15 protein-coding genes are annotated in these 17,723 nt (G+C 46.0%); 11 read left to right on the top strand and 4 right to left on the bottom strand.

Annotated features, from left to right (window positions below):
• Positions 1-454: 454 nt before the first annotated feature.
• On the bottom strand, positions 455-643 hold the full coding sequence (locus tag ACRYI5_RS05765) for a hypothetical protein (RefSeq protein WP_407879076.1): 189 nt from the start codon (positions 641-643) through the stop codon (positions 455-457).
• A 515-nt stretch (positions 644-1,158) separates the two neighbouring features.
• Between ACRYI5_RS05765 and ACRYI5_RS05760 the strand changes: the two genes are divergently transcribed.
• The 5 genes from ACRYI5_RS05760 (at position 1,159) to ACRYI5_RS05740 (ending at position 7,191) form a co-directional block, all read left to right on the top strand.
• Entirely contained in the window at positions 1,159-2,010 is an 852-nt protein-coding gene (locus tag ACRYI5_RS05760; RefSeq protein ID WP_448224592.1) for a helix-turn-helix domain-containing protein, read from the top strand.
• 241 nt (positions 2,011-2,251) lie between these two features.
• The gene (locus ACRYI5_RS05755; RefSeq protein ID WP_448224591.1) at positions 2,252-3,652 is read left to right on the top strand and encodes an MFS transporter; all 1,401 of its coding nucleotides are present in this window, start codon (positions 2,252-2,254) and stop codon (positions 3,650-3,652) included.
• Positions 3,653-3,655: 3 nt separating this feature from the next.
• Entirely contained in the window at positions 3,656-4,516 is an 861-nt protein-coding gene (locus ACRYI5_RS05750; protein WP_448224590.1) for an alpha/beta hydrolase, read from the top strand.
• An 18-nt stretch (positions 4,517-4,534) separates the two neighbouring features.
• Complete coding sequence (locus tag ACRYI5_RS05745) at positions 4,535-6,739, top strand: glycoside hydrolase family 65 protein (protein ID WP_448224589.1); 2,205 nt, start codon at positions 4,535-4,537, stop codon at positions 6,737-6,739.
• A 53-nt stretch (positions 6,740-6,792) separates the two neighbouring features.
• Positions 6,793-7,191, top strand: a complete 399-nt coding sequence (locus ACRYI5_RS05740; protein ID WP_448224588.1) for a hypothetical protein — start codon at positions 6,793-6,795, stop codon at positions 7,189-7,191.
• 70 nt (positions 7,192-7,261) lie between these two features.
• Here the strand turns inward: ACRYI5_RS05740 and ACRYI5_RS05735 are convergent, their stop codons facing one another.
• Both ACRYI5_RS05735 and ACRYI5_RS05730 read right to left on the bottom strand, forming a co-directional pair.
• On the bottom strand, positions 7,262-7,726 hold the full coding sequence (locus ACRYI5_RS05735; protein ID WP_448224587.1) for a universal stress protein: 465 nt from the start codon (positions 7,724-7,726) through the stop codon (positions 7,262-7,264).
• 56 nt (positions 7,727-7,782) lie between these two features.
• Positions 7,783-8,301 carry an HdeD family acid-resistance protein gene (locus tag ACRYI5_RS05730; RefSeq protein WP_407879087.1) on the bottom strand — a complete coding sequence of 173 codons (519 nt, stop codon included), beginning with the start codon at positions 8,299-8,301 and terminating at the stop codon, positions 7,783-7,785.
• 743 nt (positions 8,302-9,044) lie between these two features.
• Between ACRYI5_RS05730 and ACRYI5_RS05725 the strand changes: the two genes are divergently transcribed.
• From ACRYI5_RS05725 to ACRYI5_RS05705, 5 genes are all read left to right on the top strand, one after another.
• On the top strand, positions 9,045-9,746 hold the full coding sequence (locus ACRYI5_RS05725; protein WP_448224586.1) for a WxL domain-containing protein: 702 nt from the start codon (positions 9,045-9,047) through the stop codon (positions 9,744-9,746).
• A 123-nt stretch (positions 9,747-9,869) separates the two neighbouring features.
• A complete protein-coding gene (locus ACRYI5_RS05720; protein ID WP_448224585.1) occupies positions 9,870-10,925 on the top strand; it encodes a DUF916 and DUF3324 domain-containing protein in 1,056 nt (351 codons plus the stop codon).
• 54 nt (positions 10,926-10,979) lie between these two features.
• A complete protein-coding gene (locus tag ACRYI5_RS05715; protein WP_448224584.1) occupies positions 10,980-11,366 on the top strand; it encodes a hypothetical protein in 387 nt (128 codons plus the stop codon).
• A gap of 317 nt (positions 11,367-11,683) precedes the next feature.
• On the top strand, positions 11,684-13,186 hold the full coding sequence (locus tag ACRYI5_RS05710) for a hypothetical protein (RefSeq protein ID WP_448224583.1): 1,503 nt from the start codon (positions 11,684-11,686) through the stop codon (positions 13,184-13,186).
• Between the two features lie 335 nt (positions 13,187-13,521).
• Positions 13,522-14,883, top strand: a complete 1,362-nt coding sequence (locus tag ACRYI5_RS05705) for a hypothetical protein (protein WP_448224582.1) — start codon at positions 13,522-13,524, stop codon at positions 14,881-14,883.
• A gap of 60 nt (positions 14,884-14,943) precedes the next feature.
• Here the strand turns inward: ACRYI5_RS05705 and ACRYI5_RS05700 are convergent, their stop codons facing one another.
• A complete protein-coding gene (locus ACRYI5_RS05700; protein ID WP_448224581.1) occupies positions 14,944-15,312 on the bottom strand; it encodes a hypothetical protein in 369 nt (122 codons plus the stop codon).
• 836 nt (positions 15,313-16,148) lie between these two features.
• Between ACRYI5_RS05700 and ACRYI5_RS05695 the strand changes: the two genes are divergently transcribed.
• Positions 16,149-17,660: a helix-turn-helix domain-containing protein gene (locus ACRYI5_RS05695; protein WP_448224580.1), complete on the top strand. Its 1,512-nt coding sequence runs from the start codon at positions 16,149-16,151 to the stop codon at positions 17,658-17,660.
• The last annotated feature ends 63 nt before the right edge of the window (positions 17,661-17,723 follow it).

Below are 17,723 nucleotides of genomic sequence, written 5' to 3'. Positions count from 1 at the left end.
TAAGAAAGTTAATTTTATTATTGCTTCTGGTTAATTGTGGCAATGGTTGATCCATTAACGTTTGTCTTCAATTAAAGGAGTAGCAACGGATCGGGTGGCAAAATTAACGGTTGCTTGATTATGGAAAAGCCGTTACGATGACACCATTGTTATAGTCATGCCAAAGACTGTTGACATGACATCAATTAGTGTTGAAGGTCACCGGTAAGCGTGGATTATCTCCTACGCTTTGTTGAGGGTTGTATCGCCGTGTAAACACACGGGCGAGCTTTTCCCTAATGAATTTCACTTACTTGTTCAAAGCCAATGACATTTAGGTGACCACCTCATGCTAACGATTGACCGTGGGCCGTGGCTGACGGTTTTTTGTTAGGATAACAAGCCAATTAAAATAACGGACGGATCGTCGAGAAGTCACTCTCGATAATCCGTCCGTTATTTTTGGTCTTGAAAATTAAGCTTCTTTGACGATTGTCATGGTATTACGTTCACGAGCCTTTTCTAAAATTTGAAGCAACTCGCCTTGATAATCTTCAAAGTCATCAAAGAGATCAATGGCTGAGGGCTTAAATTTTTTGACGGCAAAGACCCAGTTAACTAGGTCAGCCTCATCTTCTGTGAGTTCAATGGTCCATTTTTCCATCAATGGGTTCCTCCGGTAAGCCAACGTCACGTTGGGATAAAACCTGTGGTTAGTTGCCATGTGTGCATGGTTAAGATTAGCAGATTATGTAGGGCTCAAATAAATTGTGCACTTGTTAATCGTTTACATCATTATAATACCACCAATGAAAGCGACAATCACTTGATAACCGAATGAATTGAATGATTTAATTTAAAAACTACTGATTGGTTTGGCTAATTACGACAGGTTGTTTACAACTAGAATGTCCGTCATGTCAGCATTTTAATGGATAAACAAGAGTGATGAATTTGATTGGTCTATGGGATAAAAAGTTTTTCACTAAAAATGTGATTTAGTGGATAATCCATTAAAAAGTTAACGAATGGGACCGTGCTTTATTTTTTATAAAATATTTTATAAAAAAAAACAGTATCTTTCGTAAAGGTGAGAAAGCACGCAACACCCAATGGCGTATGGTTTGGGTAATTTATTGGATGATAAATGTTTTTGAAAAATGAACGGAGGGGCGGATTATGAAAACGGTTAGCCACGAGCAACCTGTGTATAAGACGGATTTTCCGGTGGGGATTCTTTTACACAAGGGTCAGTTACACCGGGTTGTTGATCCGCATTGGCACAATTCAGTGGAGATGACCTATGTGCTTAAAGGCACGCCCGGCATTGCCCGCATTGGTGAGCAAACATACCAATTAGCGACAGAAATGATGATTCTCATTAATTCCAATGTGATTCATAGCTTTGATACGTACATTACACCGAATGATGAAATACTGACGCTGCTATTTCCGTTAGAGTGGTTGGTGAGCGAACGGGTTCCCCGAAATGAGATTCGGTTCATGGATCAGCCGGTAAGTTTGGTCGGCAGTGACTACGCCCGAATTCGGCAGTGTTTACAAAACATTGCGAGTCAGGAGCGGCAGGGTGAAACGACAACGGTTGCGTCGATCAAGATGTTGCAAGACTTGCATGACATTGCCAGTCAGATTTTACGCCGCTTTTTGATCCTGACAAAACGCGAGGATGATGTCACGGTTCTTCCGGAGGATATTCAACAGATCCAGGCGGAGTTACGCCAACGCTATGCTGAACGGATCGATCTCCAGGCGTTTAGTAATGCCCATAATTTGTCGCCACAATATTTTTCAAAATACTTTCGTTCGTTTGCCGGCGTTTCACCCAGGGAGTACCTCATTTCGGTGCGGTTAGAGCAGGCGGAGAAACTATTGCGAACGACGACGTTAACGGTTAACGAAGTGGCGGAGCAAACGGGGTTTGGATCGGCCAAGAATTTCTTCACCCTGTTTAAAAAGCACTATGAACAAACGCCATCACAGTACCGCCGGGCTCGAAATGAACTCCGGTGACTGGCAATGGTGACATTACGATAAAGCGACTGCTTCTTCAACTTGTTGAGGGAGGCAGTCTTTTTTATGAAGCGATTTTTTGAAGAACTTAACGTTCGGGAACGATTCACTGGTTGCAAATCTTCAATTATTTAAGTTAAAAAACCGGATTAATTCAGTAAGTGAATGGATTTTAACCTAGACCAATTATCGTTATACTCGTATCGAAAACGTTTTCATAAACGATTAAGGAGATGAAATCATGAAGGCAACGGGAAAGTGGCGCCAACGGATTTTCTATGGTGCTACGGATATGGCGGGAAACTTTATCTGGCAAATTGTTGGACTGTACTTGCTGTATTACTACACGTCGGTTTTAGGTCTGACCGCAGCATTTGTTGGGACCTTGTTCATGGTTGTTCGGTTTATCGATGCGTTTGATGGGATGTTTTTCGGGTTTCTAATTGACCATACCAGTACAAAACATGGGCAGGCCCGACCGTACTTTATCTGGTTCGGGATTCCGCTTGGGGTGTTATCAGCAGCGCTGTTTATCAACCCAACGTTTGCCGGCAATAAGGTCTTCGAAATGGTGTGGGTGAGTGTGATCTACACGTTGTTTAGCCTGACCTACTCAGGGGCAAACACACCAATTACGGCCATCCTGCCTAATTTATCAAAGGATCCGGGCGAGCGGGCTAATCTAGCCAGTGCCCGGTTAGTGATGACAAACATCGGGGCCACACTGATGGGCGCCGCAACACTACCGATGGTCAAGTGGCTCGGCGGATCGAATACCAGCCGCACTGGTTGGCAGTTGTGGGGCATCATCGTTGGAATCGGGATTGCGGTTTTGTTCACGCTGGCATTCTTAAATCTGCATGAACAAGTGCCTAAAGTGACGGATGCGGAACCAGGAAAGCAAAAGTTATCAATCGGTCAGTCGCTGAAGGGAGCGGCGGCAAACCGGCCGTGGGTCATTCTCAGTGTGAGCTGCATTCTGGTTCAAACGTTTTGGGTCGTTCGGATGACGACGGAAATTTATTACCTTCAGTTTATTTATAACCGGGTGGATCTAACGAGTTTGTTTGTTAGTTTAAACATCATCGCAGTCATTGGGAACGTGCTGGCACCGATCTTGAGCAAGCGATTCCAGAACCGCCACATCATGGCAGGGGCGTTGGTACTGATGATCATTGGTGAAGGCGTCTTGCCTCTTGGGGTGAAGACCCAAAGTCTAGTGATCCTGTTTGGTGGGAACATTCTGTCCATGATTGCCATGGGCATCATCTTCACCATTATCTTCGTGATGGTGTCCGACACCGTAGAGTATTCGCGGTTGCGGTTGGGAATCAATGAGCCAGGGTTCCTGTCATCAGTACCGATGGTGGGTGCAAAGCTTGGTATGGGACTAGGTGGTGGAATTGCCGGATGGGTTCTGTCATTTGGTGGATTTGCCTCCAAGGCGAAGATTCAGTCGGCGGGTGCCATGCATGCGATTAATCTCGACTTTGTCTGGCTACCAATCATTTTGGCGTTTGTCATCATCATCTTGTTGCAGTTCTACCATTTAAATGAAAAGAAGTTGCCTAACGCTGAATCCGTTGGGGAAGAAGTCGCTTCAGTAACAACAGCAGTAACCGGTGAAGAGATGGAGGGGTAATCCATGCAAATCAAGCAGGTTTCACTCATGAAAACGGGGGCCACAATCAAAATCTATGTCCCAGATCAAGTGGCGGATTTTAACATGACCCGCCGCCGTCCCGTCGTCATCATTATTCCTGGCGGTGGTTTTGAATATCAGTCTGACCGTGAAAAAGAGATGGTTGCGCTGAATTACTTAGCGAAGGGGTTTGTCGCCGTAACGCTGGGATATCGGCTGCTAGAGGACGGGCCCATTTACCCAACGGTGTTGACTCAGGTGGGTAACGCTGTGTTGTATTTGAAACGGCATGCTGGCTCACTAGGAATTTCTTCGAACCACATCTTGTTGGCTGGGTTTTCAGCTGGTGGTCACGTTGCGGCTATGTATGCTGACCGGTGGTGGGCGGAGGAAACGATCGCCCCACTGGAATTGGCGGCTAATGAGGACGTGAAGGTGAGCGCCATTGCGCTAGGTTATCCGGTGATCGGATTGCGCTTAGGCTGGCCAACCGACGCAGGTGTCGCAACAAAAATCCGGGGGGATTTAGAAAACGTCGAAGCTGATGAACTGGTTAATCAAAAGAACCCACCCACGTTTATCTGGGCAACCCAAACGGATGAATTGGTGCCGGTCGTGAACACCATTAAATATGTAGAAGCGCTTAATCAGGCGGGGATTCCGGTTGAAAGCGTGATTTACAATCAGGGGCCACATGGTCTCTCACTGGCAACAGCACAGTCCGCCTTTCCCAAGAACTTTGATCGTGGCCGGCCAACGTTTGGTCATGATTACGTGGTGCCACAAGTGGCCACCTGGTTTGAAAGCGAGCTCCAGTGGCTCACTGAATTATGGCATCTGGATGACTTTTGGCTGGGACAGTAACGAATGGAGGGGCACGAGTTGAGGACAGAAGGGGACATGATTTTAACATTGGCGGAGGTTACCCAACGGGAGCCAAACTACCTAGCGAGTATTTTTACCCTTGCGAACGGCCGGGTGGGGGTGCAGGCCCAAAGCCCGGTGGGGGAACCGATAAATCAGGGGACATTAGTGAACGGCTTTTACGAAATAAGCCCAATTGTGTATGGTGAAACGGCTGTTGGGTACCCAAAAGATCATCAAACCATCGTGAATTTACCGAACCTGCGGCAACTCAGCTTAAAGACCAGTGAAAACCATCCGTTCATAACGGCACATTTGACGAACGCAAAGCTTAATCTCCAAACTGGGGAGCTGATGGAGTGGTATGACGCTGTGACAGCGTTTGATGAAATGATTAAGCTCAAACTTGTGACGGTAATGGATCATGAGGCGGAAACGACGTATGCGATGAAGCTCGTGTTGTCGGCCGGCACCTACCATGGGGATGTGGTGGTGGATAAACGGTTGGATTATCTGACCGCAGAAAAACAGGTGGCGTCGACGGATCCGCGCCAATCACGACACTTATCAACGTTAACGACCCAAAAGCGGTGGTTGGCGGCTGATAGGGAACAGTTGGCCGTGGTGGCCACGCTAAGTGAGCGCTCCGTTTTGCTACAACAATCTGTGCATGATGGCGCGCACCTTCATGGGCAGCGGGTCAACGTAGCGAAACCGGCAACGCTCGTGTACACCACACAAATTTCAGAAGTGGGCGGTAGCCAACCACCGAAAATAACGCGCCAACCTGGGAGCTACGATGAGGTGGCTGCCGCCGCGAAACGCTATTGGGAACAGGTGTGGACGACAGCGACCGTAACGGTAGGCGGCGCACCAGCACTGAACCGGACCATCCACTATGATCTGTTTCAGCTGAATCAAGCGGCACCACGGGGAGGCCAGACAAGTATTCCGGCTAAGGGCCTGACGGGGAGCGGCTATGAGGGCCACTACTTCTGGGACACGGAAATGTACATGTTGCCGTACTTCATTCACACGCAGCCAGCGGTCGCTAAAGACTTGTTGATGTACCGTTACGGGTTGTTGAAAACAGCCCGGCACCGGGCACGGGAACTTGGGGTAACGGCGGGCGCTTTGTTTTCGTGGCGAACCATTGGTGGCGAGGAAACATCAGCCTTTTTCCCGGCCGGAACGGCGCAGTATCACATCAACGCAGCCATTGCGCTGTCAGTGTGGCGCTACTATGAAGGAACAAATGACTTGGGATTTTTGGAAACGGCGGGTTTTGAAATGGTGTTGGAAACGGCCCGGTTTTGGCGTGAATTTGGTTCGTGGGCAACGACCCATGGACACCGCCAGTTTGAATTGTGGACGGTGACCGGTCCGGATGAATACACAGCCATGGTCAATAATAACTACTATACAAACCGGTGTGCGAAAGAGAATTTGCGCCTGGTTCACCAGATTGCGCGGCTCATAACGGAGCGTGGCCACCATAATCTGGCGGACTACGGCACGGACTGGGGGGAAGTGAACGAACTCCTGGCAATTGCGAACGCGATGTACTTACCGTACGACCAGCAGCGAAAAATTAACGCCCAGGATGACGATTTCTTGGATAAACCACGCTGGCCGGTGAAAACGATGGCGACCAATCAACGGCCCCTCCTTCGGTATTACCACCCCTTAGTGATCTATCGCTATCAGGTTGCTAAGCAAGCGGATACGCTGATGGCCGAATACCTGTTTGAAGGTGATGTTTCGCTGGCACAATTGCAACGTGAGTTTACCTATTATGAAGGGGTGACAACCCATGATTCATCGTTGTCACGCTCAATTTTTGGCATCATTGCAGCCCGGCTGGGTGACCGAAAGGAGGTGATGACGTACTTGAAACACACGGCCCAACTGGATTTGGCGAATCTGCAACATAACACGGCGGATGGGTTGCACGAAGCTAATTTTGGCGGCACATGGTTAATGTTAACGAACGGATTGGCTGGTTTGACCGTCACGAATGGGGTGGTTACCATTCAAAACCGGCTCCCAACGGAATTAACGGATCTGACGTTTCGGCTGCAAGCGGGGGCGTCACTGTTAGAAATTCAACTAACACATGAAGCAACAACGGCGGTTTTATTAGCGGGGCCCTCGTGTTGGGTGAACTTGGACGGAACAAAACGGTTGATGAGTGAACCGGTAGTCGTTGAACAAAGTGCATAACGGAAAGAGATACAGGTCAAACACGACGGAAGTCTAGGAGAGGATGATTAAAAATGATGAAAAATGTGACAGAATCAGCTGAAATGGTGAACCGGTTATACCAATACCGTGACGTTTACCTAACGACCATTAAACAGCTGCATCGTTTCGATGTTGGCTTTGCTGAAATTGCTGCTCTAGAAGGACTGCGCGAGGAATGTGGCACATCGGAAATTGGTGAACATTATCAACTAAGTAAGAGCATGTTATCAGCAACGCTGACAAATCTCTTACTAGCGGGCTTGATTGCCCCCGTCCAGGTGATTCATGGTGATCGGCGACTGAAGCACTATCAAGTTACGACTGCGGGTGAAAAGATGTTGGACCAGTGTCTTGGCGTGGTTAATAAAACGATGGTCATGGCCGAGGAACAACTGAATGCGTTAGCCGCCGAGGAAGATCAGCATCATTAAAAACGGTGATTTAAAACTAAAAAAGCAATCGGACTCATTATGAAATGAGTCCGATTGCTTTTTTATGGTGTTACTTAACGACGGTGACCGTTTTGCTTGATTGCCGAATGACGTAATCCGTCACGGAACCAAGAAGGTTTCCCGTCAGGCTATGGGTTCCAAGGGCCCCCATAACGACTTGTTGAACGTCCGCTTCTGACGCAGATTGAACCAACTGTTGCTTGGTGTTGCCTTGAAGGACCTGAATATCAACGTCCGTTTCGGCAAGGCCCTGTTCAGTCACTAACTGGGTCAGGTACCGCTTTGTGTTGTCGATTAGTGAGTGGTTACTTTCGTTGATCTCACCATTCATGGTTACATTACGTGTAATAATGTCGTTTGCTGTGACACTGATGTTGTACGGATTAGAAGTGGAATGAACCACGCTAATGAGGCGAATGCGTAGCTGATCAAGCTTAGCAAGTTTGACCGCGTAGGCTAAAACATCCGTTGCGGTTTGTGAGGTGTCGACAGCAACAAGTAAGTAATTTTCCATGGTAGTATCCTTCTTTGAATTAAATTATGGGATTTGTAAAGCCATAACGCAATGGGTTAGAATGATCGAACGATTTGGGCGATCCCAAAAAACATCAGGTAAAAGGCCAGCAAGAACGTTGCGGTTGATAACGCAAAGGCTGGGCTGAATAAAAGGGCAAACCCAATGATGACACCAAGGATGGCCAATGAAACGCTGAGCCAGTAGTAACTCTTGTCGTTACCACGCATAAAGCGTGTTGCCCAAAGTTCGAAGAGTGAATCTAAAATGAACCAAATGGCTAGTGTGAGCCACATATAAATTGCACCAAAACTAGGAACAAATAAGATCAAAAGACCAAAAATAAGGTCAAAAATCCCACCCCAGAGCCAACCGGTGGGGTTAAAGTTGAAGGTCCGTCGCAACGTTTGCCGTTCAACTAACTTGAAGATCCCTTCAAGCAGCGCGAGGATTCCAATCAGGACGATGAAAGCCCGTAACGTTCCGAGTGGATTACGCAAAACAACGAGTGAAGCAATGACGGCAAGAATCCCAACAATTAGTGAAAAGGGGTCAAATCGTTTTCGTTCATACATAGACAATGATCCTTTCGAGTAATAAATTAACGCCGTTAGCCATTGTTGTCAGGACAATGGTAGCGTTGTACTTAATGTTCACTTTCATTATATGACTTATTTTGACGGGCGCCTATCAATAACCCAGTGAGACGCGCGTTTATGAAAATTCACTTTGGAGCGTTTTAATAATTTTCAGCTGGCATAGCCAAATGAGGTCAAAACGAAAAGGCGATAATGATTATCCTATTTAATGGTAGAAATAAATCAAAAAATTGACGCTTGCTATGCTCAAAAGTGGCCTATACCGGTGGTTTGCCATGATTTATTGATTAACAGTGGCCGTTGCACTCGTTAGCTGGATAAACGCGTTTTTTCTAAGAACGATTTAATCTTAACGGTTTAAAGCAAAATAGATGCGCGCTGAGGAAAAATTAATGTATTAATTTTAACTTAATGCTAGAATTCTGCCTTTGGCAACTTAAACACTGATCCATCAAGGGTTGCGGCGGAACGATTTGAAGCACGCTAATTAATTCTGTGATTTAACAAACGATTAACCCACTAAATCAAATAAAAAATTTCAGTAACTAAACTATTTAGAGAAACCCTGTAAGCAAAAGGGTTTAGAGAAATTAAATTGTACACATCTGTTGTTTTTCCAAAAAAACCTTGCTATTATTTAGTCATCAAAAACAGCAAGTAAGAAAGCTTGACATCTTGCTGGCAGATATAAAGACAAGAAAGCATAGGGGATATTTACAATGAAAAACGTAATTGGTAAGGTACTTATGACTTCAGCCGTTTTGGCTTCCATGGTTGTTCCAGCAATCTCAGCATCAGCTGACGACACTGCTAACTTAACGGGGAGCACGAATGCATCGGCCACGTTCACACCCGGAACGACAACCGTTAACCCTGTTGACCCAACGGATCCGACTAAGCCAGGAACTGACGAAAACAACGGTGCTAAGCCTGGTAGTGGTTTGTCATTGATTTATGTAACGAACGGTTTGGACTTTGGTTCACACCAAGTTGATGTGGTTAACAAGAATGATTACGACGCAAGCACTTCAAAGACGTTGTGGAATGGTAAGGCTGTCGTTCAAGTTGCTGATTCTCGTGGGACGAACGCTGGTTGGAACCTCTCTGTTGCAGCTGACCAATTTGCAACGACGAGCGGTGACAAGTTGACTGGGGCAACGTTGACGTTACCTGGTGCGGCTAGTCAAATCACGACCAACACTGGGACTAGTAACGGGGTCACTTCTTCAGCCTTGTCAGGCTACGCATTAGATAACTCATCCGCAACTGTTATGAATGCCACTGATGGTAATGGGTCAGGGATCACGATCGACCAAATGGACCCATCTGCCATCAAGTTGACTGTTCCAGCCAACGTTGCTAAGGCTGAAGCTTACTCAACAACGATGAACTGGACTTTGTCTGCTACAGCGGTCAAGTAGAGTTCGATCCAAATAATCGCATAGTTCGCGTGATATAATAATCACAAATAGAAGGCCGAGTTCACGCTCGGCTTTTTCTATACTGAACAGATTAACTTTGGGACGATTTGGAGGAATGGATTCATGTCGAAACGGACAGTAGGGTCTTGGTTAACGGTCATCATTGCGATTACGGTGATTTTCTTTGGCGGTGTTACTAGCGGGCACGCGGCAGATAAAACAAACAATGTTGGGTATAGTGTCAAAGCTGAGTTGCCGGATAATCAGATCCATAAAGATAATACATTTTATGATCTCAAGATGACGCCGGGACAAGAAGAAACACTGAAGGCCACAATCTATAACTTAACGAATAAGGACATCACGGTATCAACGGCCATTCATACGGCGTATACCAATAGCAACGGGGTCATTGAATACGTTAAGACAACGAAGACGTATGATTCAACGCTAAAATACAAAATGAGCGACCTGACGAAATTACAGGGACCAGCAACTGTCACAGTTCCTGCTAATGGCCATAAGGAAGTCACGGCGCAAGTGACCATGCCCAAAGATGATAAGTTTAAGGGTGTTATTCTCGGTGGTTGGTACTTTAAACGAACCGATCAAACGGCAACTGGGAACGTTAAAGGCAGTATGAACATCCAGAATGAATACTCATATGTCATTGGGATGAAGTACACCGTAGATAAAGAGGTGGACCCCACGATGGCCATGGGTTCGGTCTCTGCAGGGATGACAAACGCCCATAAGGGGGTCTTCCCGACCATCCGGAATACCAGTGCCAGAATCATCCCGAACATGACGGTTAAATCAAAAATCATTAACAAGCAAACGGGAAAGACAGTGAAGACGCTGACCAAAAAGAATGTGCAAATGGCGCCTAACTCTGGTTACCGGATTCAAATGTTATATAACCAAGATACATTGCAGCCAGGTAAGTACAAGGTTGACATTACGGCTAAAAATGCCGACCACGCTTGGCACTTTACAAAGGACTTTACAATTAGCCAACAAGAAGCCAAGACTTACAACAAGAAGGATGTTAACAACAAAGGAATCAGTATTTGGTGGTTCATTATCGGTGGTGCATTAGGAATGCTGATCTTAGTGCTCCTCGGAATTTGGATTTTCTTCTTGATTCGCAACCGCGGCAAAAAGTCACGGAAACATTAGCCGTTAGCTAAGTCTTTGGCAACTTAAGGTGAGTGGACTTAAGTGGTGATTAAGATGAAAGCAAACAAAGTGGTACTATTAATAAGTACAAGTCTGGTGCTTGCACTTCTAGGGGCACAGATACAATCGGTTCATGCAGATAATGATGGACAAACAACGGCACGCGTTTCGTTTTACGAAACACCCGAGTCGGTTAAAGCAGCAATGGGGGATGGCAACGTTGAAATCCCTGGTGGAACGGTGGCCACCGTCCAAACAAGCACAACACCAGCAGGACATTCGTTTTTTAGCGGCCGCGTTGTGAATGGTGAACTTCCCGAAACGGGTCAAAAGGCAACCGTTCACGCGTGGATCATGATCGAGCTGATAATTATGGGCCTGTTGGCCTTTGCGGTATGGCAGAACCACCGTCCTGATGATGACGAAATTGACGAGCTGTAACAGACCTTGAATGCTTAAAGTAAATAGCGAGCGACAGACCGGCGTTTAAACCGGTTTGCCGCTCGTTGTTGTTAAGAGAACATTTTAATCGTTAAATGTTTTGATAAATCGAAGACTGAATGAGTCAATCGTTGGATTAAGTATGATCATCGTCATTACTTCTAAAACGTGCCTAATGTTGTTATGGCAAAAAAAAGAGTGTGATGAGCGAGGAACAGCTGATTTAGACGGAAAGGAGCGTAAAATGAACCTTTTTTTTAAGGAAAACCGACAATTATGCAAAAATTTTATTATTAATCTGTGGTGGACTTTTGCTAATGTTACTGCAAATGATAACAACGGCGAGCGCGGATGATGCCCGTGATACGCAGTATAGTCCGATTACATCTGGACTAACAACGAACGTTAATAAGCAGATTTTTTCAAGCTCACAAACATCATCCACGAATCCGGTGGGAACGATGACGTGGCCGACAATTACGGGGGTTACGGCGAACTATGCTGTCGATGGCCAGATTACGATGCGGACCAGTATGGTCAACATGACAACGACAGGGACGTTTTCTGCCGGGACCTATAAAAGTGGAATTTTTAGTACATCGCCGTATTCCATTAGTTCTGCGAGACCGGCTTTGTTTATTCCGAGCTTAACGAGTAGTGGTCAAGGTGACCAAATGAACAGCGGGACCGTTTCTTCAATTAACTTTAACACCACAACAGGTATTGTGTTATGGATGCAGATCCTTGGTACCGGCCCTTACTACCTTGGGGTGACAACTAACATTACGTACCCAAGTAAGCGGAGTGCAGATTTCTTTGCGTTTGGGCAGATTAACAAGGCAATCTTGTACCCATTAGCCCCATCGGTGACAACAACGGTTGGCTCAGGAGTCAAGGATACAGATACGACGATCACCGGGAAGGGAACCTTCGAAGGGGACGTTATTACAAGCGATGTCAGCAGTGCCACGGCCACGGTCAACAGTGATTTAACTTACACCTTGAATGTTGGTAGCTTAAAGGGTAAATCTGATGTAACTGTTACTGAAACGGGGACGAAGGGCGTAGATACGCCAGGGACTAAAAAGGTTTCTGTTACGCACGTCCCAGATCTTTCCGTCAGCACCACGACCAATGCGTTAACGTTAAGTCCGGATGATTACACGAGTGTTAGTGCGATGTCTGACACTGACGCAGTGGCTTGGCTTGTTAAACAGGCTGGCATTACAGCGGTTGATAAAAATAATGATAACAGCAGTGACGGGATTACCTTTGCATCCAGTCAAACGGGGATTGGGGCCAAGATTGCGGCTCTAGGGATCGGCGACAGCATGACGATCCCAATTCACGCGGTGTTGGGTTCAACAAATTCGGCTGACGTGGCAATTGTCGTGACACGTTCGGCAGGGATGATAACCTTTGAGACGGTCTCAGATGCGGTTGACTTTGGAACGACAGAAGTCCCGAATAAACCGACGACACTGCCACTGGCGACCCCGCTAGCGTTAGATGTTTCTGACACACGTGCTACTGGTAGCCGTTGGGGATTAATGGCGAGTGCGTCATCACTATCTAATGAGGATGGTAAGGAATTGCCAGGAGGGATCGTGTTTAATGACGGGAGTTCATCAACACCCTTGACGGATGAAACAACAACGATTGCAACAGGAACAAAGGCAGCGGGTCAGAATACATTTAATATCGCAAGTAGTTGGTCTGGTTCGAAAGGAATTTTCTTACAGGTTAGCCCAGGTGTTTACGCGGGTTCCGAGTATTTTGGTACAATTCGTTGGATATTAAATGAGTCACCAGAAGAATAAAGAACATCATGTTGCGGAAGGTAGGTGACTTCCATAACATGATGTTTTTTTGTGGACTGTTAGGGTGCAATCCAATAGGATAAAATTGCTTATAAATTGGTAATATCGTATGATATTAATAAGTAATAATCGGAATTTTAATTATGCTAAATGACAAATTTGTGCGTCAATGATGACTCATGTCCCCATGAAGGTGAGGAAGTGAAGATGAAAGCGAGCAAACGAGATGTTCAGTTAATAATGAAGAGTACGGTTGTTTTAGTGGTTATGTTGCTGATAGTCGTGACACGCAGTACGATCCGGTAACGAGCGGCGCCGCTTTTTCGAATGCGCGGGTGATTTCCTCCGGCGGATCAGTTGGGACGGTTAAGTATCCAACTGAAAGTAATCTGAAGGCAAACTATGTTGTTAATGGTCAGGTTACGAAGCGGACAACGAGTTTTCAAATGACGTTGGGTGATACTTTTTCAACGGGTTCAAAGTTTATATTTGCGTCGGCCTATAGCTTTACAACTGGGATTCAGGCAAGCTCTGGCGCGCTCTTTCCGATTACAAATGGGAATACCATTAATTTCAACGCGAGTTCGCCAACCACATTCACGCTTAATCAGGCAACGTTTAACAACGCTGGTTTTCCAATTTACCTTGGATTAGGGATTAAACTGTCTTCAACGAATAAGAGCGATTACTTTAGTTTTGTAAAAATTGACAATACCGTTCTCTACCCGCTCCAGCCAACCGTGGCGAACACTACAGACACGGGGATTAGCACAACTGACACAACGATTACCGGGAAGGGGACGTTTGCCGGGGATACGATCACAAGTGACGCGAGCAGTGCCACGACAACGGTTAACAGCGATTTGAGTTATACGCTAAACGTCGGCAGTGCTTTGAAAGATAAAACGAGTGTTAAGGTGACTGAAAGCCCTAAGAGTGGAAATACGACTGATACAGCAGGAAGCGCAACGGTGGCTGTAAAATATGTCCCTAAACTAGCCATCAGTAGCACGACGAATGATGTAACGTTGCAGCCGAGTGATTATGAAAACGTCAGTGGCATGTCTGATAGTGACGCAGTGGCCTGGCTGGTCAAGCAAGCTGGCATTACGGCGGTTGATCAAAACAACAATAATAGTAGTGCAGGGATTGCGTTTGCTTCAAAGACAACGGGTATCGGCGCCGCAATTAAGGGGTTAGCGGAAGGTGATCATCTGACGATCCCCATTTACGCAACGTTGGATTCAGCGACTTCCAGTGAGGTGAACATTACGGTAACCCGGTTTGCTGGCATGCTTTCCTTTGGCACCGTTTCTGAAGCGGTTGATTACGGGACGGATTCAATTCCGACAACGACGAAGGTTCTGGCACCAACGGTCACACCAACAGTTGAAGTGACGGATACCCGGAGCGCTGGTAGTGGTTGGGCGGTTACGGCCTCAGCGTCCGAACTGGTTGATGAAGGCACCAATAGGATCCTTTCCGGTGGGCTGGTGTACAACGACGGCACAACGGACACGCCACTGACCGATAACGATGTTGTTGTCGCAACCAGTGCTGATAAGGGCGGGCAAACAACCGTTAACATTGCAAGCGGGTGGTCAAGCACAAAGGGAATCTTATTGCAGGTGAACCCCAATGTGTACGTAGGGACTTACAGGGGGATTATTTCATGGACATTAAACGATGTGCCTTAATACGAACCAAATAACCGCATTACTAATGATGATGAAAGTCACCGTCAGTAATGCGGTTATTTAGTCCTCATGGCTTGCGTCAACGATGCTGTTGATGCAAACAAGTGCTTCAGCCAGAATCCGTTGACCAGATGGTGTTAGGTGGTACTCTTTGAATCGGCGATCTGTTTGTCTCAGCGGGCCGTTTGGTGCGATGAACCGCTGGGCCAGTAAATGGGTAGTGGCTGTGGAAATTGCGCCCCGGGTCAACCGCTGTTCATCAGCGATCTCGTTACCGCGGAGGTGCTTTTGGAAGCATTCAAGGCAAAACACTTCGGTTAGGCTAAGGTGATAATCGTGCAAGCGTTCAATCACCTGTTGCTCCAAAATCCGGTTAGCCGCCAACTGTTCAAGTGCCTTTATTGACGGTTGTTCATTTGACACAATCATAAACAACACCTCGTAATTCCTAGTGAGTTCGTTTAAAGATAAAGGGTAATGGGATAAAAAATGGGCGGCGCGTGCGCCTTTGTGGCGATAAAAACCACCCTCCCGGAAAGCAATCGACATCGATCCGAGGGGGCGGCCTAACCTAATGTGTTTGATGGGTCCGACAAGCACGACGAACAAACATCGTCTCTTAAGTGATGGGCATCGCCTCCTCTCGGTGGCGATCATGAAGCGGTGAAACATCCAGTTGTAAACCTGAATCGACACTTAGTGAGGTATTGCCGGTGGTGTGAATCCAACCGTGTCATCCATAAACTGGGAAAGTTCGGTGATTGAATTGCGGACAATTCATTGTCGATTCGTCTACGAGCATAACAGATTATCTGTTCAAAATTATGTCATCATTATTAGTTAATAATCCTTATTTGACAAGGAAGGTCAAGACAACAGAATGATTAAGTTGAAAAATAAATGATGTCGGCGCGAATAACGGGTAACCATTAGTACCACCTTTGATTCACGCGAAGCTTATCCTAACGATAATATGGCAATATTGGGGTTGATTGCAAAGAAAATGAATGAGAAATAAGCGAAAATTAAGGGGGTTACTGATTTTTAATGTTTGGAACGGTCGCAACAATTAAGCGAATTAATTCATGAAGCGGAGCAATATTGTACACGCTTACGATAAGAAACGTGTTAAACTTAAACAAGTAATTATTTCTCTGATGGGGGAGTAGTTGGAATAATTAGTGTTTTTATTTAACTAATTGCTTTACTAAATTACTTGTTCACTAAAGAGACAGTGAACACCTGTTAACGAGGTTGGATAGCATATGAATAAAGAGGATTTGCTAGAACCGTTTGAACGCCGACAGATTAGGATTCTTCAGTACGTTTACCGGAATAATGGGCGTGCTCAAATCGGCGACATTGCGAAAGAAATGCGCTTCTCCAGCCGCCGGTTATTGATGGATGATCTGCAATCAATTAAAAACGTCTTGGAAGAAAACCTAAAAAAGTACCGGGTTTTGTTTGAATGGGACGATAACACCGTCACATTTGAAATTAATGGTCGGGTTAGTTTAAAGACACTTATTTTCCCGTATTACTTGCAAACAGCTAAAATTCGGCTCATTGAGCATCTGGTTTTGGATAACAATTTAACGAACATTCAGCTGGCACGCGAATTGAACCTTAGTGTCGCCACGTTGTATCGAAAGATTGGGGAATTGAACGAACTGTTTGAAGTCTTCAATGTGACGATCACCCACTTTGAACTAACTGGTGATGAGGTAAACGTGCAACTTTTGCTGTTTGAGTTGTTGTGGAACGTTTGCCCGAAAGATCAGTTTATTTATAAACGGTATTTGCTAAAAAATACACGTGCCGCACAAGCCGTGCGCCGATTAACGGATGATCCGCATTACCAGAACCTTCAGTTATCTGTGGATGCACCGCGCAAGCTGTACACGTGGTTATTGATCATCCGGACGCGCCGCCGGAACGCCTCACAGTCACAAGACCTGGAGGGGTGGTCCACGCCGTATGCCATTATGACGAGTCATTTAATGCGGGACAATTCGCAGTTTGAACAACTGTGGTCATTAATGGATCAAACTGCGTTACTACCACCATCAGAGACGTTAAATCGGCGAATCAAGCAACACTTTTTGATGTTTTGCTTAGCTCACGAGATCTTCTCGTCTAAATCCAACTTTTGGACGCCACTCTTAACGGCGCCGGCTGATGAGGACCAACTTGTGGCAATGACCCACCAAATTCAGGAACGCTACATGACGTCACTGTTGAAAAAGCAAAGTGTCGAAACAAAACAGTACACGTTGAAGTACTTGTACCATGTGTTGGTGAATGTCGTTGTTTTCCCAGGGCACGTTAACCTGCTACGACCGGCCACCACGCGGCGGTACTATGAACGCTTACAAAACGAACAGATTATTCATTGGGCTCAGGATCTGTCTGAAAAGATTGCAGCGTTGGTGAAGGAACAGTTTGAAATCGACGTTAATTTGGATTACTTAGTTCAATTAATGGTGGTGTTACAGCTGAACGCGCGGCATTTGTTTGCGACACACTTGCGGGTTGCCGTCGATCCAGGAATTGGCGCGATGTGGCTCCAGCCGTTTATTCAGGCGTGCCAGAGCTTTTTGAACCAAACACTTCAGGCGACGGTGGAAGTATTCCAGCCCCACCGACACTACGATTTATACTTATCCGATCATTTTTCGGACCGGCCGATTGAACAGGCTGACCGAACCTACATCTTAACGGATTTGGGGTCAGAGGCTGACTTTAAAAAGATCGTTGCACTCCTGCAAGCCCTTTAAGACGTGTGATTAAATGAAACCGCTCTCTTAATGAGCTGGATATAAAAAAGCTTGTGGCGAAAT

It is taken from the genome of Furfurilactobacillus sp. WILCCON 0119 (genome assembly GCF_053471565.1).
Note: the sequence above shows the minus strand (reverse complement) of the source record. Positions and strands in the feature narration are given on the sequence as shown.